Here is a 22,410-nt window from a genome sequence, read left to right as displayed (position 1 = left end):
GAGGTTGAATGAAAAGAATCGCTAATGTTTTATTATTTTTTGCCCTGACATTATTACTGACAACATCTATTACAGCGGAGGCGGGCATACTCGAGAGCATCAATAAGGAAATTACCGCTCTCGTTAAAAAAGCCGAATCATATATAGTTACTGTCGAGGCGGAGGATTATCATTATAATGAGATATTTGTAGGGTCTGGCATCCTTATTGACCGGGATGGCTATATTCTAACAACATCCTCGGTTGCCGATTCCAATGATAAAATCATCGTTAGATTTAAAGATGGCGACATCTACCCAGCGGAAATTGTAGGTATCGACCCCGAATCGGGGGCGGCTTTGCTGAAAATCGAATCGGTCGAACGTCAAACGCCAAAATTCGGCGACCCCGGCAAACTTCAGGATGGCGCCTGGGTTACAGTCATAGGCAATTCGTATGATATGCCCACAGCCGTAAATTTCGGCATGTTTTCTGGTATCACCGATGATGGCTTGATGCAGTTATCGGCGCAGTCCGGACCCGGCAATACCGGCGGTGCCGTGTTTAATGCCAAAGGGGAGCTAATCGGCATGTTGGTTGCGCAAACCGCCGAATCCGTCTTATTAACACCACCTTATGAAAATCACTTGAAGATGAACATCAAAGATTCTTACCCCGCCGAATCGTTTGCTTATATGAATCAGGGCATCAATATGCAGTCAAACAGCGCCAGTTTAGCCCTTGGTATCGATAAACTAAACCGAATTGTTGACCAACTGAAAAAATTCGGCAAGGTTAAACATGGTTTTCTTGGTATAACGCAAACAGAACTGCCTAAAAAAATTATGCAAAAAAATGATTTGGATGGTGGTGTGCTGGTAACGGAAATAATCAGCGACTCACCGGCGAATAGAGCCGGCCTTTTGAAAAACGATATTATTGTCAAAGTAGAGAATACGCTAATTGAGGGTACCAACCATCTTTACGAGTTAATAAGATCATATATGCCGGGAGATGTAATTAAACTTGAAATCATTCGTGATGGTTCCAGCATGACCATTATAGCAACCTTAGGCGAGGCTATGGTCGGCAGCTATAAACAATATTATGATAATCATAAGATGTTCAATAAGAATGACGATATCTGGCTCGATATGACTGAAAATTTCGAGGAAGGCCTCGTTGAATTTAAAGAATACTTAGAAGAGCTAAAAAATCAGAATAATTTTCAGGCTGGTGATAGTATTGATTATTTAGAAGAAAAACTGGAAAACGTAGAACACCATCTAAAGGGATTAACTGAAAAAATCGCAAAACTATATGATAAGTTAGAAAAAAGCAGCAAATAAACTGATAAATATTGTAACGCCGTTGCTTTTCCTAACATAACAGCTAACTTGTTTTTAGTATTACCCCTACATTTCAATAAGAACATATTGCTTTTGATATAATTAGTAACTTTATGGTTTTATTATCTATTATTCCTATTTTGTGATATTTTATATCTTATTAAGTTATCACATGTTAAAAAATAATTACAAATATGTATATGATGGCATAGAATTTGATATACTATCAGTTGTATGATTGTTTTTTGTCAATAAAAGATTCTTTTAGTCTTAATGTTTTCAATGGCTTACGTTGAATCGTCAGGCTTATTTGTGTTGACATCATTAATGGTTTGGGTATATTAAATAATGTCAATAAATAATGTCAATAAATAAGCTTGAAAAGCATAGAAATGTTTAGCGATTTTGTGTGTAAAATGAAAGTAAAATAAAAATTATAATGTTATTTGGAGGTTTTGTTTATGTCGAGAGTTTTTAAGAACACTAAGGGATTCACGCTTGTTGAAATTCTTATCGTTGTTGTGATGCTTGCAATTTTGTTCGCGATAGCGGTGCCAATTTACACCGCTTATGTAGAGGGAGCGCGTTCGGCTGAGGCTCAGGAGGCTATCAGCGCTATCTGGTCGGCATCGAAAGTCTATTATGCTGAAAATCACAGTTGGCCAAACAGGATTGAGCAGCTTAGAAAATTAGAATTCGACCAGGTCGTTACCCGTCGCTGGGATTTCACAATCACGGTAGGCGGCCGCGGAATCAATTCGATTACCGCAACATCAACAGGCATGATGCCTGGCGGCGCTGGCAAACAGGTTACTTTTGTCTCTGAAACCGGTCAATGGAAAGGCTATGGTTTCGAATAATATTAAACCTTTAAACGAGATATCTAAAGTGGATAATTTTGATTCAATAAGTAGTACGGTTGATGCGGACGTGAAACAACTTACTATTGACGACCTGCTAATTTTTACCACCCAGCAGGGCGCCTCCGACCTTCATTTGTCTGAAGGATCAACGCCAATGATTCGTGTAGATGGTAAAATGCTGAAATTAGAATTGGAGGGCTTAGGCAATGAGGATATACGCCGCTTAATTTTAGATTCGTTAAACTCCGAATTAAAGAAAAGATTTGATGAGGATTTTGAGGTGGATTTTTCAAAAGAAACCAAAGACTCCACCAGATTCAGATGCAATGTGTTTAAGCAGATAAACGGTATTGCCGGATCATACAGGGTAATCCCTGCCGAAATTCGCCCTTTCGAGGAATTAGGCTTGCCGGATGTTTTAAAGCGTTTTGCCCTGATTGAAAAGGGCCTCGTTATTTTAACCGGTCCCACCGGCTCGGGTAAAACAACATCCTTAGCCACTATGGTTGACTGGATTAACCAAAATAAAGAATGCCATATCATTACTATTGAAGATCCGGTCGAGTATTTTCATACCTCGCTGCATAGCTTGATAAATCAGCGCGAGCTTGGCTCGACAACCAAAACCTTTGTCGGTTCATTAAGAGCGGCTTTGCGCGAGGACCCTGATGTTATTCTCGTAGGCGAAATGCGCGACTTGGAAACTGTCAGCCTGGCATTAACCGCCGCCGAAACCGGCCACCTCGTACTAACAACACTTCATACATCATCGGCAGCAAAAACTATCGATCGTATTATCGATGTTTTTCCCGCCGAACAAAAATCACAGGTGCGGTCGATGCTGGCGGAATCTATCGAGGCGGTTGTTTCCCAGACACTTATGCCCCGTAAAAATGGCGGGCGAGTAGTCGCCTGCGAAATCATGATTGCCAATACCGCAGTCAGAAATTTGATACGTGAGGATAAAATCTTTCAAATTCCTTCATCCATTCAGGCTGGCGGCAAAATCGGTATGCAGTCTAAGGATCAGCATTTGCTCATGCTGGTTTCCGAGGGCAAAATAGATCGCTCGGAGGCTGCCAAGCATGCGGATAACCCAAGGCTGTTTGTAGAGTAATTATTATGTTAGGGCGGCCCAAACATAATCGTGGATTTACATTAATAGAAATGATGGTAGGTATAGTTATTATATCCATTTCTGCGGTCGCTCTATACTACATGTATGTACAGGGTCATGTATTGCTTGAAGAACATGAACACCGCCGTAAGGCTTTTGTGCTTGCAAGAGAACTTATCGCCGACAAAGAAATTGAAGCCGCTACAAATAAAGCAATTGACATAGGCGAATTCATCGGCGAAGTCGAATTGGAACCTCCTAACCCGGATGACGATGATGAAATATCCGGCTTAACGGGAACTTATAAAATGGGGGTTGAATTGAAGGATTATGGCTATTTAATCAAACTGACTATTAGCTGGCAGGAAAGAACAGGCCGGGATTATAAGATATTTTTGCCCAAAACCATACCTAACTATTAGCGCAAGAATGATGAAATTTTGTGAGGATATTTAGATGAACAGGCTTAAAAAAAACAAAGGTTTTACTCTCGTTGAAGTTATGGCGACGATTTTAATCGGCTCAATTACTATATATGGCCTTGCGTCTGTTTATGCCTTTGGACTAGAACAGTTTAAAAGCATATCCCTAAAATATCTCATGTATGAAGAAGCGGCTTATGTGTTAGATTATAAGGTATCCAAATTTATTAGAATGGGCGAAAATCCAAGTATTGATAGAACTAATAAATTAACTATGAGATACACAGACGATAATGGCATCGGCAAGGTTATCTTCTACTATGATAGAAATAAAAAAGCATTGATGGCAGATGATAGAAGGGTTGGATTTAATAAATTTAATATTCAGCTATTACCGGTGAAAGCTAGAAGAACTTACAACAGATTTACGACACATAAGGCGGCGTATGAGGTAAGCGATGTTATATTTACAGAATTTGATAACTATACAAATCAATTAAAAGAATATCCGTATGGTATAAAAGTCCAGGTAGTTTTAGTGGATGATTACAGCGATACCGTAACCGCTGAAATTACCGAATTCAGATTCAGGTTTAATGAAGACGACTAATAAAGAACTTTTAACCCGGGAGGAATAATGAAAAAGCCAAAATTATTAAACCGTTTGTTTGCCAGCAATAATGGTTCGGTATTGGTTATGGCGGTTGTATTTTCAATAGCTACCATACTTCTCGGTACAGCATATTTAAGATTCGTTGAACATTATGGATTGAGAGTTACTTGGGAAATAGAAGAGAGCAGAAGCTTTAATACTGCGTTTCATGCCGGTATTGAAGGCAAATATAATCATCCGCAAGGCGGTCAATATGAATCGGATTTTTTAATATATGCTGATGACCCTAATCTTAAATATAGATATGTGGTTGATCCGCTTGAAGCAGATAGCATTTATTATGGCTATACCTCAACCCATGAAATTTACGGCTATGGCTACGCCAGCAACCCGGTTGTAGGCGAGGATTTTGTAACTCTTATAAAAATCGGGGATTCCTATTCAACGCTTGCTAATTATCTTTATTTAACTGAGCGTGAAAACCAAAGCTATAGACAAAATGGAGTAGAATTTCCTCCTCCTCCTCCGTCAGACAGCTTATTAATGTTCTGGGGACCGGATACATTAGACGGCAAAGTTCATTCAAATGATAAGATTAAATTTGAATCCGGAGCGGGATATTGGCCTGTATTCTATAAAACTGTTTCTTCATGTTCAACCAGATTTGAACCGCCAAGTGTAACGTATGATAATACCGTTCATTTTATGGGCGAACCGCCATATAAACTTGCAGCGCCTATGATTGAATTACCCGTGCAGGCTGATTCAGTTAGAAAATATGGCTTATGGTTGGGACATCCGGACTCAGTATCAGAACTAACTCTGCAGCCCACTGGATTTTTATATAGAAGCAGGGCGAATGATTCTTCTTTCGCTCAAAGCCGCAACAGAACGCATTTTACATTTGAGCAAGGTGATATTAGATATATAGAACCAATACCTTATCCTGCTTTAGGTGCTATATTTATTAATGGGGAATGTTGGATAACTGCGGCGAAAGACAGCCTGCATTATAATGCTGGAGTAGGAATGGATTCATTAATACTTGAAGGTTTTATCGGACAGCTTACTATCGGCGCTTCCGGAGATATTATTATTCCTCAAGATATCAAGTATGAGGATGCTTATAAGGATTTTGAAGGCTGGAAAGTTAGCCCGAGCTCACGCAACGTGCTGGGGTTAATATCAGAAAAGCATATACTAATCTGGCGCAATTGTAATGATATTATTATTGTTATGGGGGGTCTCGCTGCTATCGGTTATCAGGAATGTTATGATTCGATTGCCGCTAACCTCTGCCCTGATGGAATAAGACATCCTGTGGATGGCTTGTATGGCACCATTTCAGTTGACGGGATTAATTGCTATACCCAAGATAACGAAAAAGATCAGTTAGAAATATATGGCTGCGTAATCATGCGCGAACGCGGTTTAATTCATACAAGTGTCGGGTCGTATGAACGAGGCTTTGTATCTAAGAGATATAGATATGATCCTCGTTTTCAGCATTACCCGCCGCCCCATTTTTTCCCTTTGGCTGAACCCGGCGGAAGCTATATTGAGGCTTTAGGTAGTTTATATTGATGAGCTTAGCAATTAAGAAAATACGTAAAAACAGGCTTTTTTCTCTTTTACGGGCAACAATTTGTCGCCCAAGAGAAGAGCGTAATAATATAAAATATTTAATGAACTATACGAAAGGTTTGTATGGCTAAATCGATTATTGGCCTTGATATTGGAAGTTATTCAGTCAAACTTGTTGAGTTGGAAAACGACGGCAGCAGGTACAGGCTGAAAAATTACTTCATCAAAGACCTGTATACCGGAGATGAAGAGATAGACTCCGGAGGACCAGATATAAGCCGCTTGGAAACTGCGGTGCGCGAGGCTTTTCAGGCGGTTAAAATCAACCCCAAAAGAGCGAAAAATGTCAACTCGTCTTTCGGTGGCAAGGCTATCAGCATCAAACAGATTAAATCTATTTCATTAGCTCCCGAGGAAATGGAATCATCGCTTCTTTTTGAGGCGAGAAAACATCTGCCTTTGGATGAGTCTGATGCAATTATCGATTATCAGATTCTAAGCGGCGATATGGAATCCTCTGATATGGATATTATACTTGCCGCTACTACCAAGAAAATGTTTGATAACCGTCTCAAGCTTCTCAAGGATATCGGAATCGAACCCAACATTATCGATGCCGAAATACTGGCGATTTTGAACAGCTACTTAGCTACTCAGGGCAGCTTTCTCGGCGATGAAGCGTTGGTATTTTTGGATGTTGGCGCACGATATTCCAATCTGGCGATTGTCGGCGAGAAAACAATGTTTTTTACAAGAGATATCAACTGGGCTGGCATTAATTTTACTGATGATATTAAAAGCAATATGAAAATCGATTACTCGGAAGCCGAATCAATCAAGCGCGAAAGCGGAATTGGCGCTCTTCTCGGAGATATTGGCGAAACCGCCAAGGGTATAAAAGTTACCCGACGCATGGCGATAGATAATCTTATAGATGAAATTCGCCGCTCATTAAGATATTATACTAAGGAAACAGGCTGCCGGGAGTTTAATAAAATCCTGTTATGCGGAGGCTCATCCGTTTTACCCAACCTGAATTCACACCTCGCGCAGCATCTTAAAATGACTGTCGAATTGTATAATCCGTTTCAGAATTTCCTGACCCCGCCCGGATTTAATGACACCTTAGGTTCCCGCTTGGCAGTTGCTTGCGGATTAGCATTGAGGGAGGATTAAATGGCTGATATAGTATATAAAATCAATCTCAATAAAGCTTCCAATCGTCTCGACCAGTTTGAACAAAAACAGAAAACTAAAAAAGTCGCAGCGCTTGGTTTCTATTTTATTGTGGTTGCCCTTATCGTTGGTTTGGCGGTTTTTGAATCCATGAAGACACAGGCTGTTATCGATGATTATACAGCGGAGTTGGAAAATATCGAAAAGGAGATAGCAGAACTTAAAACCTCCACTGATTATCTTTCACCGGAGGATATTTTCGCTTTGGCTGAACTGGCAACAACGCGTCTGACATGGACAGAAAAATTCAATGTCTTGGGACTTATTTTGCCTGATGATGTTGCGATTACTGAATTGTCTTACGATTATTCAATGAATGCTCTATCTATCAAAGGCATCTCCAAAGTGAAATATGGCACGAAAGATCTTGACTTGGTTGTTTCTATTCTTGATGTGATAAAAAACAATGAGGATTTTGCTAAGGATTTTGTTGATATTAAATTTAGTTCCTCGACCAGAGTTAAATATCATGGGCAAGAAATTGTCGAGTTTGAAATAGCGTGTTTAGTAGGATAGGTTAAAATGAAAAAGAATTTGATATTAAGTGCAGTATTAGCGCTGTTCATTCTGGGGTTCTGGATGTATTATAAAAATGTAATCGAGGCTCAGCCCGCCAATATTGTCCGCCTTCAAAATGAAATAGCAGAAAAGAAAAGACAGCTTTTGTCGGCCCAGATTCTTTCCCGAGACTTGCATAATGTGAACGACTTGATTCAGTATAACTTAGCCGAAAACTTAGGCGATTCACTAGCACAGTCTGCCAGCATTCCATTCCTTAAATACCTTACTGCATTAATGGATAGGCTTGACGTAATACTAATTTCGATGAAGCCGCTCAATGTTATCAACAGTAATCAACTCTATGAAGAAAAAAGAATCGACCAGGACTACATAGAGATTCCCTATAGCATGTCAATTTTGGCAAGTTATAAGCAATTGGGCAAGTTTCTTGAGGAATTGGAAAAATACCCCCGTTTGATTAATGTAACCAAGATACAGATGGAGAATCCTCTGGATATTGCCGTTTACGAGGGAGAGATTTCCGGCAAACCAGACCAACATAAAATCGATTTAGAAATTCAAACAATTACGATTTTGAAAGCGAGTTTTAAAGGTGGATCACAAGAGTTTAAGTAGAGCATTGGCTTTTATACTAGGTGTTGTTTTGTTAGCCGTGGTATCATGGGGCGCGTTTAAATCAGTTACTGAAGCCCGAGCTGATTTGGACACAACCGGCAATATCGAAACGCTCGATACGGATGTCGCCTTGGCGGCAACTATCGATTCCCTCGAATCGCATTGGAACAGCCGGATTAATTATCACTTCTCTGTAAAACAAGACCCATTGTTCCTTGGCAGAGTTGTGGCAGGTTTTTCCTATGCCAAACAAGGTTTTAGGGAGCTTGACGAAGGAGAATCGTTGAGGTTGACGGCAACGGTTACTATTAATGATGATTTTCCTATGGCAATTATAAAATTCCAGGGAAAAAGTTATGTCGTTAGGGTAGGGGATATATTTGGCAAATTATATGAAGTGAAAGACATACAGGAAAAGAAAGTTATCCTGAGTATGAAAGGGAAGAAAATAATTCTGAAAAACAAGCCCCTCGGTATTCCGCAGAGTGAATATTCCCTACAGGGTGCTCTTTATTCGAATGAACGATAATATGTTTAGCCGCTTTTTAGTTGGAGGATATTTTGAAGAAAGTTTTTGTGATGTTTAGCAAAGTATTATTGTGTATCTCTCTTATTGTTGTTGGCTCCGGCAATGTTTGGGCGCAAGCTGATATACAGAGCAATCAAAATGTAAAAGACAAAATGATGAAAATGGTTACTCTTGATGCTGATGACGCTTTTTTGCCCGCAATTTTAACAATTTTAGCGGATAAGTCCGGCTTCAATATCGTTACCGGTCCCGGAGTTAACAAACAAGAACGAATATCGGTTCATGTTAAAAACACTCCTATCGAGGAAGCTATCAATCTCGTAGTCAGAGCGGCTGGCCTATCCTATGAGATTGTCGGCAATTCTTTCTTGGTGGCTAAGGCGGAAGTTTTAGATAAAGAGGTTGGCTTGGCCCCGCATGTCTTTAACCTTCAATATGCCAATGCTTCCGAAATAAAAGAACTGCTATCCGACCTTACCGAATTTGTTCAGGTGGATACATCCGGCAACAGAGTTCTCGCCTTAGCCTCGCCCAAGGTGGCTGCCGAAATAAGGCGGATTATCGATGAGATAGATATCGCCCCAATGCAGATTCTCTTAGAGGCGAGATTAGTTGAGGTTGCCACTGATGACCTTGATGAATACGGAATAGACTGGCAGAAACTATCGAACTTGACCACGATACTCGCCGAATCGCCTGTAAATCCGAACCCGCCCGAACAGGATGCCAGCCGTGCTCCCGGTGATTTTTATTACAATATGGCCGGCCAGCTAACCGGCGGCAGGGAAGATTTATCTTGGACAAATTTAGGGGAGCGTCCGGAGGGTATGCCATTTCAAAAAATCGAAGACTTTAGTAATATAGGACATTTCTCACGTCAGCTAACCGCTTTTGATGTTACCTTAGATTTTCTAATCAAACGCAATAAAGCAAAACTTCTGGCGCATACTAAATTGACTACTGTTAACAACAGGTCTGCGTCCATATTAATCGGTGAAACTTTTGTTTGGGCTGTCAGTTCCGAAAGAAATGTCATTGTCAGAACTGAAGAAGTCGGTATTCGCTTGAATATAACACCGACAATAAATTCCGGCGGATATATTACAACCAGAGTCGAACCCGAAGTATCCTCCATTATCGAACTTGTCGCGGGAATTTATCCCCGCAAGAAAATACGCACTGCCAGCACTACCGTTTTGGTAAAGGATGGCCAGAAAATATTTATCGGCGGGTTATTATCTGTGGATGATACCAGGAATGAATATCACATGCCAATCTTGGGTGATATTCCCTTAATCGGAAAACTTTTCCGACATACCGAGTATGGAACAAGGAAAACTGATCTGATAATTGAAATAACTCCAAGGATTATCAAACCGGGTATCGACTATTCCGATGCCAGTAATTTTACTTCGGACGGCTATCAGCTTAGCAGCCCCGGAGAAATAACTGATTTTAAAGCTATTAACCCCGAGCTGAATGAATTAAAAAAGGTTGAAAATGTACAAGAAGAAATTAGAGAATTTCAAAATAAGGCAATAGCTCCCAAAAAATAAAAGGATTAACCATAGGAGGTTTTTGTGTTTGCCAGAAATAAAATTATACCTATAATCGGTTTACTGGGAATCGTTGTTCTTGTAAGCCTGATGATAGTTTCCGCCTGCGATAATAGACGTACTACAAGCAGGAATTTAGATGAAAATCAGAGAGTATCATTAAGCTTCAGGCCGAGCAACCTTGTTGTTTATTCAGCCAACAAACCGGATACTGTCGAAATTGACATCTGGGTAAGAGATGATAACGGTATGGGTATCGACAGTATAAAAGTTTCCGCAACAAGGAGACCTGCAATCGGCACGATAATACCTCCGGGTGTAACTTCAGACGGTTATGCCTGCGCAATATATATCACCGATCCCGGCGCTCTTGCCGACCCTGATAATGTAATTGATTCATTAATATTTACTGCCAGCACTGAAATTTCTTCTACTACCGATACTTTAGATGTTATCCTATCACTGCAGGGCGAAATCGCCAGCATGAATATTTCAGCCCAAAAACTAAGACTTACGGCTGATGGCGAGGACGAAACTAAGCTGTATGTTTCCGCTATTGATACCACAGGCATTCCTGTCGATGACAACACGGTGCTATTTATTAATAATTATGGCGCCGTTAATTCCGGACATTTAGAGCCGCCGTATGGCTATACTACGGATGGAATTGCTGAATTCACTTTAACAGCGCCGTCGATTTTAGACCCCCTTCAGATTACAGAAACTGATTCTATCAGAGCCTGGGGCATCAGCTTGTCAGGCGATACAACCTCTGCTTATGCCGCAATAACATACCAACCGGATGAACCCTCCATTTTGTTTATCCCCCCCGATTCAATTCCCGAATCAATGGATGCCGGCTCCAATGAGGATTGTATAATCTGGGTTAGGGTCAGCGATGCTCATGGTAGTTTAGTTATTGATGGAACTCAGGTTCAATTTAAAAAGCAATTAGCGTCATCTAATATCACAAGCCTGGCTATTACTAACAACGGGTGGGCGCAGGGAGTTTATAGTGTTGGTTTAGAATCGGGGGATGAATCTATTCAGGCATATATTCCTTCAAATGCCGGCGCTGATACAATTTGGTCTAATAATATCCCTATTAATATTCGTTCAAGCGAACCGACAAATATCGATCTTTTCACATATAATCCTACTATTGAAGTAGGCGGTATCTCAACTCAGATATACGCTGTAATGCAGGATGAAAACGGCAATTCCTTAAGCGATGGTTTCTTGGTAAAATTTGAAATTACCGCCGCTCCATCAATGGATACATCCGCTCGAACTCCGTCATTTAATTTTATACCAACAGATACCGCTGTAGTGCTTATCGATTCAACCGAAACAAATGTCGAAGGACGAGCGACAATAGCGCTTTTCTCCGGAATTAAGGCCGGAACTGTGCGGATTAAAGCGACATCCATTGATGATGAAAATATATTAAAAGAAAAACCGCTAGTTACTATTCAATCAGGACCTCCTGCCATTGTTGAAATTGCTCCCTCTAATATTGCAAGTGTTGAGGGTGAGGCGATTACAACGGGAATTACCGCGCTGGTTTGGGACGAATTCACTAATCCGGTCGAATGCAGCACAGCCGTCCATTTCGAAGTAATCCCTGATACCATCGCCTACATCGAAGGCGCAGCCTATACAGGCGGTGGTGTTACCGATGATGGCGAAACTCTCGGTACAAGAGGCCAGGCGTATACTTGGATGGCTTATTCATGTCTGCATACTTTCGATACTGTCAGGGTAGAGGTGACATCAGGAGATATGGCTGATACAAGCGGTCCGATAGTTCTGGCTATATATGATGGAACTATTGTCGCTTATCCCAACCCCGGCTACTTGTATGTTGACGGAAGCCCCAATTATCAGGATTCTGATGTCGAGGCTCAACTTCTTGATGGATTAGGCTGCGTTATTCATAATGGTGTAATAACTTTCACCGCTCAGATTTGCGGTGAGATAGTGGGACAAACATCTGATACAACCGATTATTTAGGGCTTGCTAATACCGTATTTAGAATCTATGACTATCAGATACCTCCAGATCCGCCTGCTTTACCGCATTGCACTGCCAAGGTGAACGCCAGGCTTAGAGGCTATGCGGATGTTGAAGGCGAATGCGACATATATTGCAGTAAACCCTAATAATTTACGAGAGGAGCATTTTAAAACCAAATGCAGTACCTTGGTGAAATACTAATTAAAGAAAATGTAATTTCTGAGAAAGACCTGAAAGCCGCTCTTAGGAAACAGGGTGAAAATGGCAGAAGATTAGGGGACGTGCTTATTGCCGAGGGTTATATTACCGATGAGAACCTCGCTAAAGCGCTCTCGGAACAACTTCAAATTCGCTTGGTCGGCCCTGAAGACTTGATTAAAATCGACAAGGAAGCCTTAGAATACATCCCCGAGTTTTTTGCGCGGGAATATCACTGTATTGCTATTACAGTCGAGGAAAATACTCTTGAGGTCGTCATGATCGATCCTGAAGATATCGTTGTTATTGACAACCTTCAGAAAATAACCTCAATGAATATAATCCCGCTTCTGGGCGCGCAGAGCGTTATTGATGAAGTTATTGAACGCATGTATAAAGAACTTCGCACTACCGACGAGGTTAACGAGGCATTGTCCGGTATGGATTTTATCGTTACCGGCGAAAATGGTGAAAGCGATGATATTGATGTCAACGACCTTAAAAGAGAACTCGACCAAGCCCCGATTGTTAAGCTTGTAAACCTGATTATTTCTGAAGCTATCAAAAACAGAGCGACTGATATTCATATTGAGCCAACTTTCGATTCTTTGCTTGTTCGGTTTCGTATCGACGGCGCTTTGCAGGAAATTATGACAGCGCCGAAAAAATCAGCTAATGGCGTAATATCGCGCATCAAGGTTATGGCGAGTCTGAACATTGCCGAAAGACGCCTGCCTCAAGATGGGCGCATATCGATTATCATGCCCGAAAAAGAGGTTGATATAAGGGTGTCAATATTGCCGACAGTTAAAGGCGAAAAGGTTGTGCTTCGACTTCTGGATAAAAAAGGCTTCGCTTTTACCTTAACATCTTTAGGATTCGAGCCGGAGATGCTGGAGATATTCCGCAAATGGATTGCCAAACCTTATGGAATGATTATCGTTTCCGGGCCTACCGGATGCGGCAAATCGACAACGCTTCATGCTGCCTTGAAAGAAATCCAACGGGAAGAAGATAATATCGTAACGGTCGAAGACCCGGTCGAGTATCAAATCGATAAAATCAGCCAGGTTGCCGCCAGCGATAAAATAGGCTTGACTTTCGCATCATCCTTAAGGTCAATTCTCCGTCAAGACCCCGATAAGGTGCTAATCGGCGAGATACGCGACCAGGAAACCGCTGATATCTCTATCAAGTTTGCTTTAACGGGACACTTGGTTTTCACCACGCTTCATGCCAACGATTCTGCTTCAACTATTACCAGACTTCTTGATATCGGTGTGCCGCGCTATTTGGTGGGATCGACGTTAAATCTGGTGATGTCGCAAAGGCTAGTTCGGGTCCTGTGTTCGGCTTGCAAAGAGGAATATGAACCTGATGATGAGGAACTTGCCCTTTTAGAAATTGACCGCTCTATGATAAAAGGGAAAAAAATATACAGGCCGAAAGGCTGTGTTCGCTGCCGTAAGACAGGTTATTATGGTAGAACCGGCTTGTTCGAGCTTCTGGAAGTCAAGCTCCCGATTCGTAAACTTATCTATCAGGGAAAAGATCAGGATGATATTAAATTTGGCGCTAAGGATGCCGGCATGATTAATATTCGTGAAGCTGGTATTAAAAAAGTACTCGCCGGTTTAACATCGATTGAAGAAATAGCGAGAACCACAATTACCGATGATTAGGCAAAATGAATTAATTAAACGTTTGGATTGCAGATGGCTAATTTCAATTATGTAGTAAAAGATTCGAAAGGAAACAAGCACGAGGGATCTGTCAATGCTGCCTCGCTGGATGCGGCTTTGAATAAACTTCGAGAGCAGGGAAATACCGTTATCTCGGTAATTGATGCCCGCAAGGCGCGGGAACAGCAGAAGGGAAGTTTATTTGATGCAATCGCCCTTTATGTCCATAAAAAGCAAACGGCGGTTCCGCTAAAAAACCTTGTGTTCTTTACCCGTCAATTAGCTACGATGTTTTCTGCCGGTTTAACTATTGAGAAATCGCTCAGTAACCTCTTATATGAAGAGGGCAATCGGAAGTTTAGAAAAGTCGTGGCTGAAATGTTAAATGATGTTAAAAAGGGATTGTCATTATCCGAGGCAATGGAACATCACCCGGGAGTATTTGCGCCGTTGTATGTCTCCTTGGTTAAATCGGGCGAAGTTTCAGGTTCATTGCATTCTATTTTGGAAGAGTTGGCCGACTATTATGAGTTCCTTCATGATACGCGAAGAAAAATCGTTTCTTCTCTATTCTATCCCTCGTTTGTTGTAACTGCCCTTACGGGGCTGACTATTGTCTTGATAGTTTTTGTTATCCCGTTGTTTGAAGAAGTATATGGCAGGTTCGGCGCTGATTTGCCTTATTATACTCAGCTTTTTCTGCATATCTCTAATATCTTAAGAAATAATTTTCTTTTCTTTGTCGGCATATTGTTCCTGTTTTTTATACTGACTACTGTTATTAATCTTACTCAAACAGGCAAATATATTTTTGATCGCTTAAAACTAATGATACCAGTTATTAAAAATCTGATAATCGATTCCAACTTAAGCAAAATGTCGAGAACATTCGGGATGCTTCTTGCCTCTGGTGTTCCTGTTGTTGAATCAATGGAATTAATCAGAAAAATTATGGATAATGCTTATTACCAAAAAGCCATCAGGCAGGCGACGCAATATGTCCGTGATGGTTATTCCATAGCGGCTTCTTTGAAAAAAACAGATGTTTTCCCTAACACGTTGCTTTCCTTGGCGGCAACCGGCGAGGAAACTGGCGAAATAGAGAAGATGTTGTCGAAAGCAGCCAATTTTTATGATAAGCAGCTCGAATCGGTAATCACAAGATTGACTTCTCTGATTGAACCATTATTAATTGTCTTAATCGCTTTTGTTTTTTTAGGGGTTGTAATTGTTATATATCTGCCTATTTTCAAATTTGGCATGGCTATTAAGAAATCAGTATCCTAACTTTAAAATCTAACCTGAACCGCCTGCAAAGGCGGTTTAGGTTGTTTATGTGATCCATCCCAACCATTTTCTTTGAATCTATTATATTCTTCAGGATAGCCCGCTTACGGCGGACGCCTCAGCGGATGACATTCTAAGGGCAAAAATCATAATTTATATTTAAAAAACTCTTGGAATTTGAGTCTATGATAGATAAAATAGTCATTAGAGGCGTAGAAGATAATAAATGAGAAGAGTTTTTAAAATATCACTTACGGTAATATCTGTAATACTTTTTTTTATTGCTCTTATATTATACTTATTCTTTTTTACAACCGTTCCCGAACAGCAAGTTAATAATTGGCTCAATTATTACCTTGAGAATGAAATCGGTTGTAAGGCCGCTATAGGTAAAATAAACCGCGACCTATGGGGCCGGGTCAGACTCGATAGCATTCAGTTATTTCATGTGATTGACAGTACTAAGGCAACAGTTAAAATAGGCGATATAAAATTCATCGAAGCTAATTATTCTATTAACAGTATTCTATTTAATGACCTGTCTTTTAGCGATTTAAAAATTGATAGCATTAATCTGTCTTTAATGCCTGAAAATATACTCGGAAAACCGCTCAAGTCGGAACAAACCGAAAACCCTCCGAAAAAAGCATCCATGCCAAAAATAAATATTGACCGATTTGATTTAACAAACATTAATATAAAAACGCTCACTGGCGATGAGGTTGTTACTATTGATATTCCCTGCATTAGCGGTTCTTTTAGCAGCAGCGGCGAATTAATTTCGCTTGGCCTTAAGGAGCTTTCAGGCAATTGTCCGCAAAAAAATTTCGCAATAGAAAGTTTTTGTGGTGAATTTTCACTCATTGAAAATACGCTGCTAATTGATTCTTTGAATATAAAAACCAGCAGGTCTCAAATGTATTTATCGGGCAATATCGATAAATTAAATGATCCTGATTTTCAATTATCGTTTGATTTTTCCCCTTTGAATCTTGAAGATATTAAATCCCTAAGCGGTATTAACCTCGACGGCATTTTCAAAGCTAACGGCAGCATTAACGGCGGAATCAAGAAATTTTCAGGGCGGCTTAAGGGCAATGGCACTCTATTTGAAAGGGATTTAGAAGATTTTTATACGGATATACGTTTCGTCTCGAAAATACTTTACTTTGATCATTTTAAGGGCAATGTATTTAAAGCGCCGCTTTCAGGCAAAGGCTATATCAATTTTAATACCTTGCCGGAATCTTATGGTTTTGAGGGCAGCATAGAAGACTTAAATCTTCAGAATATCAGCCCAGATATTTATTCCGCTTTCTCCGGCAAAATAGCCCTTAAGGGTTTGGGGTTTGCCGAAAGCAGTTTCAGAATGAACATCGATATGGATTTAACTAAAGCTGATATTGATATATATCATTTTCATCAGGCAGTAGGTGAAATAGAATTCGATATAAATTGTCTTACTTTCCAACCCGGTTTTATAGTCAGCTATAAGGATACTTGGATTACTCTTGAAGGCTTGCTTGAATATACCGGCAGTATTGATTTGGCGGCGGATGTGAAATTCTATGACTTGGCTAATTTCCAAAATCAGTTTTTTATTAACGATTTGGATGGTTCCGGACGAGCCGTGCTTTCGGTTGATGGACCGACTGAGGATTTCAATATTCGCGGCGCCTTTCAATCCGACTCATGCCGCTTTTATGGCCTCGCGGCAGATTCATTCAATGTAGACGTCGACTTGAAATCGTTTATCTCGCATAAGGTGGGAACTATAAATGGAAATTGGCTGGGCGGCGATCTTTATTCAATCCCGGTTGATTCCGGTAGTTTCTCTATATTAGTTTCCGGTGAAAAATATTTTCTTGATAAAGTCTTCTGGGAAAATAAAAATAATCAGATGTATATGACCGGCTCTTATGATAATGGCAGTATACCGCCGTGTCTTGTGATTGACACGCTTGATATTAAGCTCTGGAATGATACGGTCTTTTGTGTCAACCCGCTAATCATTGATGTATATGATAAGGAAGTTCAATTTAAGGATTTTAAGCTTTTCTCTCGGTTAAGCTCTCTTGATATAGCGGGCACTGTTACATTTGAGGGTCAGATGGATATTGACATTTTGGCTGATGAGTTGGAGATTCAACCGATAGTGAATTATTTTGTTTCCGACAGGAAAATAACAAGCATTCTTTCCTGCAATATTAAAGTTGGCGGCGATTTCGATTTGCCTCAATTATCAGCCGATTTTTTATTTTCCAACCTATCTATTGATGATGTTAATCTGGGGGCACTTAATATTACAGCTATTTACAATGATTCAAGGTTGACATTCGAGCCTGCCGAACTTAAAAACAGCAGCGCAATTTATACTATAACCGGCACTCTGCCGATAAACCTGTCGTTTACAACGGATGATGAACGATTATCTAATGACCCTATTTCTCTTCACCTGGTTGCTTCCGGCTCAACAATTGAATTAGTCCCTCTGTTTGTACCATCGGTTGAAGATTTTGATGGCGATTTCAATATTGATATTGCCTATACCGGTACTTATGATAGGCCTAACGTAGATGGAAATTTCCTTATAAACGGCGGAACATTAAAAGCATTAGACCTTATTGACCCGATTAATGATATATCGGTATCCGGCCGTATGATGAATGATTCTGTTTTTATTGATGATTTATCCGGCTTTGTGAAATCCTCAAAAGGAGGTTTGGCAAAGATGTTAAGCACCGGACGAAATGTAAATGGTGATTACGGAAAAGTATCCGGTAATGGTACTATTAAGATACTGCGCGGCGGCATGTTCGATTATGATTTGACTCTATCGGGCAGCGGCTGTGAATTTTCAACTGAAGCTTACGACATTCAGGGTTTGGCGGATATATATATTGATATCAAGGGAGCGTCACCGCCAACTGTTAACGGCTGGGTGCAGTTAATCAGGCTTGATATGAGAGAACCGTTTGAAAGCTTTGCAGCTACCGGCGATACATCAGTTGCGGAAGTACTTGAGGATTCAACTCAATGGGATATTAATCTTGATATCAGGGCGGCAAATAATATGTGGGTTAAAAACACTGAAGCTGACATGGAACTCTATGGCGATATAACTCTCACCAGGGAAAAAGGACAATACAACACTATAGGCACTCTTGAAGTTATCAGAGGTAATTTCTTTCTCTGGAATTTAAAATTCAAAGTTGTAAATGGCGAGATGATTTTTGAAGATATCGACGAAATGAATCCTAATCTCAATTTTCAAGTAACTACAAAGATTAGAGGAAACTCTGAAACTGAAGGAATTGAATATACGGATTTCAACCTACTAATAACGGGAACTCTTGCTTCTCCGGAGATTCACACGGAAGAGGGTTCGCAATACTCAGACGATGATATAATATCTACTTTGATTAATAATACGATAACCGGAGGCGGCGAGGTTATTACCACCGGCAACAGTTTCGCTGATAAATTAATTCAGGGAGCCGGAGAATACATTATTAACTTGTACAATCCATCTACTCAAATTGGATTAATAGACGAGTTAGATATTAATCCCTACGATAAGGAAGGAAATACTCGCTCTACCAGGATTTCTGTAGCTAAATATATATCGCCTAAACTATTTTTAAGATATTCCCGGCTGCTTTCGGAAGAAGCCGAGCAAACATTCGGTATAGAGTATTTCTTTAACAACAATATTTCATTCGAGGGAAAACAGGGAACAAGGGATGAAGGTGTTTCCCTGAATTTAAAGTTTGGTTATGAATATTAGAGCTATCATAGCGCTTTTCATTATATTATCTCTATCGCCGCATGCGATAGCTAAAAATTTCGTTTATAAGCGCCAGATTATTAAGGAAGTAAATATCAACGGCAATCGCTATTTCTCTGAAGGGAAAATTCTAAATATACTTCTAACCAAACCCAACAAATGGTATAATGTTTTTAAGAAAAGACGAATATCAAGAACGAATATAAAATTCGATGTCAAACAACTATTAAAACTTTACAATCAAAATGGATTCCTGTTTACCGTGGTGGTTGATACACTTGTTGATTATTATGAAAACGATTCCTCGATGGTTACTGTTGCTTTTAATATAAATGAAGGGAAACAAGTATATGTTGATTACTTAGAGATTCATGGCGGACTGCCGGGACTAAATGAAAACTTTCATAAATTTACCCGGAATATTACACCGGGTGAACCTGTAAATAATGACGCCGTTTTAGCCGCTGCATTTAGAATAAGAGACAATTACTCAGATAATGGTTATCCCTATGCTAAAGTAACGACCGACTATGAATATACTTTCGACTCAACAGAAGTTGCTATCCACTATGATATCGCCGAAAGTTGCTTTGTGTATAACGGAGATATTGAAATCAGCAGAGAGGGAAAATCAACTACTAAAGAGAGTGTTTTAAAGAGGGAACTTCTTGTTGAATCAGGGAAACCATATAGCCGCAAGCTTAATATCGAAAGCCGTCAAAGATTATATTCTACCGGCATCTTAAAGTTTATAAAATTAAAAAAATCCGATGAACTGGTATTTGTTAACCTTGATACATCCAAAGCAGATACAGCTTTTACAAATATTCGTCTGATTGTTACCGAAAGAAAATCCAATTTTATAAACTTCCGCTTTGGTATAAATCAGGATGAAGATTTTAATTCGGTATTCAGAACCTCGGTTAGCTGGGGTAATCGCAATCTATGGGGTACCGGCCGGAAGCTTATATTCTCAGTGGGCAACAGTATTCAGCTTGCCAAAAAGGGTGTTGAGGAGGAAAGAGCCATAACAGTCGGCGACCTTTTCTCCGACCTCGAATTCAAGCATGTGAAAGCCTCCATTGAAGCGAGCTACATCGAGCCATGGTTTTTGGGCTGCCGGATGCCGCTATCCATCGGGACTATTTATGAGCCGAGCAACAAAGACCCCATCTATGATAAATACTATGATAGAATATCGGGGACTGCCTCGCTATTTAAAGATATGAACCGCTATACAAACGTTACATTTTCCGCCAGAGTTGAGTTTGTTGATTATCACGGCGCCAGTAGTGCGGAAGCGATGGCTTTCAGGCTCGAAGGCGACAACTCCATTAGAAGAAGGCTTTCTGTTTATGGCCGACGGGATACTCGTGATAATATATTCATGCCTCAGAGAGGCTCATACTCTTATACATCCTTAGAATATGTCGGGCATTATCTCGGCGGCGATTTTAACTACATCAAGGGTGAATTCTACTGGAGCCGATACAAATTCCTTTTTGGCGATAACCTGCTTGCCTCAAGGTTTAGAATTGGCGCTATTGAGGAATTGGGCAATAACGGCAGAACAAGCACCGATGATAGATTCAAGCTCGGCGGCGCTAAAACAGTTAGAGGTTTCGCCGAAAATATGCTTGGCCCGGTCTGGACTAAAGATGATGATGTCGTTGCTTCTTTGATAGGTTTGCCTAAGGGCGGCAAGCTGCTTATTCTGACTAATTTTGAATTGAGGCGGTCGCTGTTCTGGCGAATCGGCGGTTCGGTATTTGTAGATATTGGCAATGTGTTTTTCGATATCAGGGATTTTAAGCTTAACGAGATTGTTTCCACCTCCGGTTTGGGATTGCATTTTTTTACGCCGGTTGGACCATTGCGTTTTGAATACGCTTTTGTCAATCAAAGAGAGTTAGACCTCAGCGAAGGGTCATATCATCTGACCTTGCTGTATGCGTTTTAGCATGCTAAATATCTATGATGCATCACACACAAGTGTATCCGGTAAGGGGCACACGAGGATGTATGCCGACCACACCCATGATGCAAGCGCGCCCTTAAGGATGTCATCCGCTTGAGGCATCCGGCAAGCTGTTGGAACATCATGAGGGATAGCTCATAATGAGAACTCTGGCGGGTGGTCAGGCTTTTGTCTTTTGCTGTTGATTCTGGTTGACATTGATTTTTTGGTAAAGTATACTGATGTAGAAATGAGTTGTATAGTATTATGGAGGGCATAACACGGGGAGGAATTAATATGAAGAATGATTGTAAAGAATTAAGAAAATGTTGTTTATACATAAGGAAATGGATTAAACAACAGCCATCAGTAAAGGAGGAATCTATTACTGATTGGTTGCTTTTTAGCATATCAGAAAAAATAAATAAAATTAGTTATAAAGCATTTTCAAGGAATGAAGAAGCAAAACATACAGGAGCAGATTGGGAATGGTGGTTTATCTTTAATGAATACAGTTACAAAATGCGAGTGCAAGCAAAAAGATCAAGATTAATAAGGATAACTATGCATCTCTTGCATATACAAACAAGTATGGATTACAAATAGATAAGCTTATTCAAAATTCCGAAGAAGAAAACTTTATTCCATTTTATGCATTTTATACATCAAAAGCAGATAATGTTAGATGCAGAATGGGTATTACGGATGAAGGCGTATATATGGCAGGTGGAAATAATATTTATAATAAATTTATTTTATCGGGGAAAAAAAGAATCAATTATGATGATATTTTGAAAGAATCCACACCTTTATCATGTTTTTTATGTTGTCCATTAGGTAAAAAAGGAATGAACCGTATTGGATTCTTACGTTTTTTAGCAGAATACTTTAGTTTCGAGAATAAAAAAAATAAAAGTAACAAAAATAGCAACAACTACGAGTACTTTCTGGGACAATATGAAGAAACTCCCAATTATATTCAATCATTTATTAAACTTAAAAGAGAAGGCATTCCCGATTCGTGGGAGAAAGAATTCCAACATGAAATTAAAAATATCAATTCTTTATCCGTTTATGATGCCAGGGATTAAATAAGC

18 protein-coding genes are annotated in these 22,410 nt (G+C 40.0%); all 18 read left to right on the top strand.

From position 1 onward, the window contains the following. Nucleotides 1-8 precede the first annotated feature (8 nt). The 18 genes from J7K40_00695 (at nucleotide 9) to J7K40_00610 (ending at nucleotide 22,404) form a co-directional block, all read left to right on the top strand. The gene (locus J7K40_00695; protein MCD6160916.1) at nucleotides 9-1,328 is read left to right on the top strand and encodes a trypsin-like peptidase domain-containing protein; all 1,320 of its coding nucleotides are present in this window, start codon (nucleotides 9-11) and stop codon (nucleotides 1,326-1,328) included. 461 nt (nucleotides 1,329-1,789) lie between these two features. Continuing rightward, nucleotides 1,790-2,188: a prepilin-type N-terminal cleavage/methylation domain-containing protein gene (locus J7K40_00690; GenBank protein MCD6160915.1), complete on the top strand. Its 399-nt coding sequence runs from the start codon at nucleotides 1,790-1,792 to the stop codon at nucleotides 2,186-2,188. After that, a complete protein-coding gene (locus J7K40_00685; protein ID MCD6160914.1) occupies nucleotides 2,175-3,308 on the top strand; it encodes a type IV pilus twitching motility protein PilT in 1,134 nt (377 codons plus the stop codon). Before J7K40_00690 ends, J7K40_00685 begins: the two co-directional genes overlap by 14 nt. A gap of 50 nt (nucleotides 3,309-3,358) precedes the next feature. After that, nucleotides 3,359-3,730: a hypothetical protein gene (locus tag J7K40_00680; protein MCD6160913.1), complete on the top strand. Its 372-nt coding sequence runs from the start codon at nucleotides 3,359-3,361 to the stop codon at nucleotides 3,728-3,730. 34 nt (nucleotides 3,731-3,764) lie between these two features. Further along, nucleotides 3,765-4,340, top strand: coding sequence for a prepilin-type N-terminal cleavage/methylation domain-containing protein (locus J7K40_00675; GenBank protein MCD6160912.1), 576 nt, complete (start codon nucleotides 3,765-3,767; stop codon nucleotides 4,338-4,340). A gap of 27 nt (nucleotides 4,341-4,367) precedes the next feature. After that, on the top strand, nucleotides 4,368-5,927 hold the full coding sequence (locus tag J7K40_00670; protein ID MCD6160911.1) for a hypothetical protein: 1,560 nt from the start codon (nucleotides 4,368-4,370) through the stop codon (nucleotides 5,925-5,927). 123 nt (nucleotides 5,928-6,050) lie between these two features. Beyond that, the gene (pilM, locus tag J7K40_00665) at nucleotides 6,051-7,103 is read left to right on the top strand and encodes a type IV pilus assembly protein PilM (GenBank protein MCD6160910.1); all 1,053 of its coding nucleotides are present in this window, start codon (nucleotides 6,051-6,053) and stop codon (nucleotides 7,101-7,103) included. Continuing rightward, entirely contained in the window at nucleotides 7,104-7,679 is a 576-nt protein-coding gene (locus J7K40_00660) for a hypothetical protein (GenBank protein ID MCD6160909.1), read from the top strand. 6 nt (nucleotides 7,680-7,685) lie between these two features. Next, nucleotides 7,686-8,300, top strand: a complete 615-nt coding sequence (gene pilO / locus J7K40_00655) for a type 4a pilus biogenesis protein PilO (GenBank protein MCD6160908.1) — start codon at nucleotides 7,686-7,688, stop codon at nucleotides 8,298-8,300. A 28-nt stretch (nucleotides 8,301-8,328) separates the two neighbouring features. Next, entirely contained in the window at nucleotides 8,329-8,829 is a 501-nt protein-coding gene (locus J7K40_00650; GenBank protein MCD6160907.1) for a hypothetical protein, read from the top strand. 32 nt (nucleotides 8,830-8,861) lie between these two features. Then, nucleotides 8,862-10,385: a secretin and TonB N-terminal domain-containing protein gene (locus tag J7K40_00645; protein ID MCD6160906.1), complete on the top strand. Its 1,524-nt coding sequence runs from the start codon at nucleotides 8,862-8,864 to the stop codon at nucleotides 10,383-10,385. A gap of 24 nt (nucleotides 10,386-10,409) precedes the next feature. Then, the gene (locus J7K40_00640) at nucleotides 10,410-12,548 is read left to right on the top strand and encodes a hypothetical protein (GenBank protein ID MCD6160905.1); all 2,139 of its coding nucleotides are present in this window, start codon (nucleotides 10,410-10,412) and stop codon (nucleotides 12,546-12,548) included. A 30-nt stretch (nucleotides 12,549-12,578) separates the two neighbouring features. After that, on the top strand, nucleotides 12,579-14,282 hold the full coding sequence (tadA, locus tag J7K40_00635; protein ID MCD6160904.1) for a Flp pilus assembly complex ATPase component TadA: 1,704 nt from the start codon (nucleotides 12,579-12,581) through the stop codon (nucleotides 14,280-14,282). Nucleotides 14,283-14,315: 33 nt separating this feature from the next. Continuing rightward, complete coding sequence (locus J7K40_00630) at nucleotides 14,316-15,569, top strand: type II secretion system F family protein (GenBank protein MCD6160903.1); 1,254 nt, start codon at nucleotides 14,316-14,318, stop codon at nucleotides 15,567-15,569. A gap of 226 nt (nucleotides 15,570-15,795) precedes the next feature. Next, nucleotides 15,796-19,356: a translocation/assembly module TamB domain-containing protein gene (locus tag J7K40_00625; protein MCD6160902.1), complete on the top strand. Its 3,561-nt coding sequence runs from the start codon at nucleotides 15,796-15,798 to the stop codon at nucleotides 19,354-19,356. Continuing rightward, the gene (locus tag J7K40_00620; protein ID MCD6160901.1) at nucleotides 19,346-21,316 is read left to right on the top strand and encodes a BamA/TamA family outer membrane protein; all 1,971 of its coding nucleotides are present in this window, start codon (nucleotides 19,346-19,348) and stop codon (nucleotides 21,314-21,316) included. The genes J7K40_00625 and J7K40_00620 overlap by 11 nt, the downstream gene beginning before the upstream one ends. A 294-nt stretch (nucleotides 21,317-21,610) precedes the next feature. Continuing rightward, on the top strand, nucleotides 21,611-21,919 hold the full coding sequence (locus J7K40_00615) for a hypothetical protein (protein ID MCD6160900.1): 309 nt from the start codon (nucleotides 21,611-21,613) through the stop codon (nucleotides 21,917-21,919). Between the two features lie 86 nt (nucleotides 21,920-22,005). Then, complete coding sequence (locus J7K40_00610) at nucleotides 22,006-22,404, top strand: hypothetical protein (GenBank protein MCD6160899.1); 399 nt, start codon at nucleotides 22,006-22,008, stop codon at nucleotides 22,402-22,404. The last annotated feature ends 6 nt before the right edge of the window (nucleotides 22,405-22,410 follow it).

Source organism: Candidatus Zixiibacteriota bacterium, assembly GCA_021159005.1.
GTDB lineage: Bacteria > Zixibacteria > MSB-5A5 > UBA10806 > 4484-95 > JAGGSN01.
Note: the sequence above shows the minus strand (reverse complement) of the source record. Positions and strands in the feature narration are given on the sequence as shown.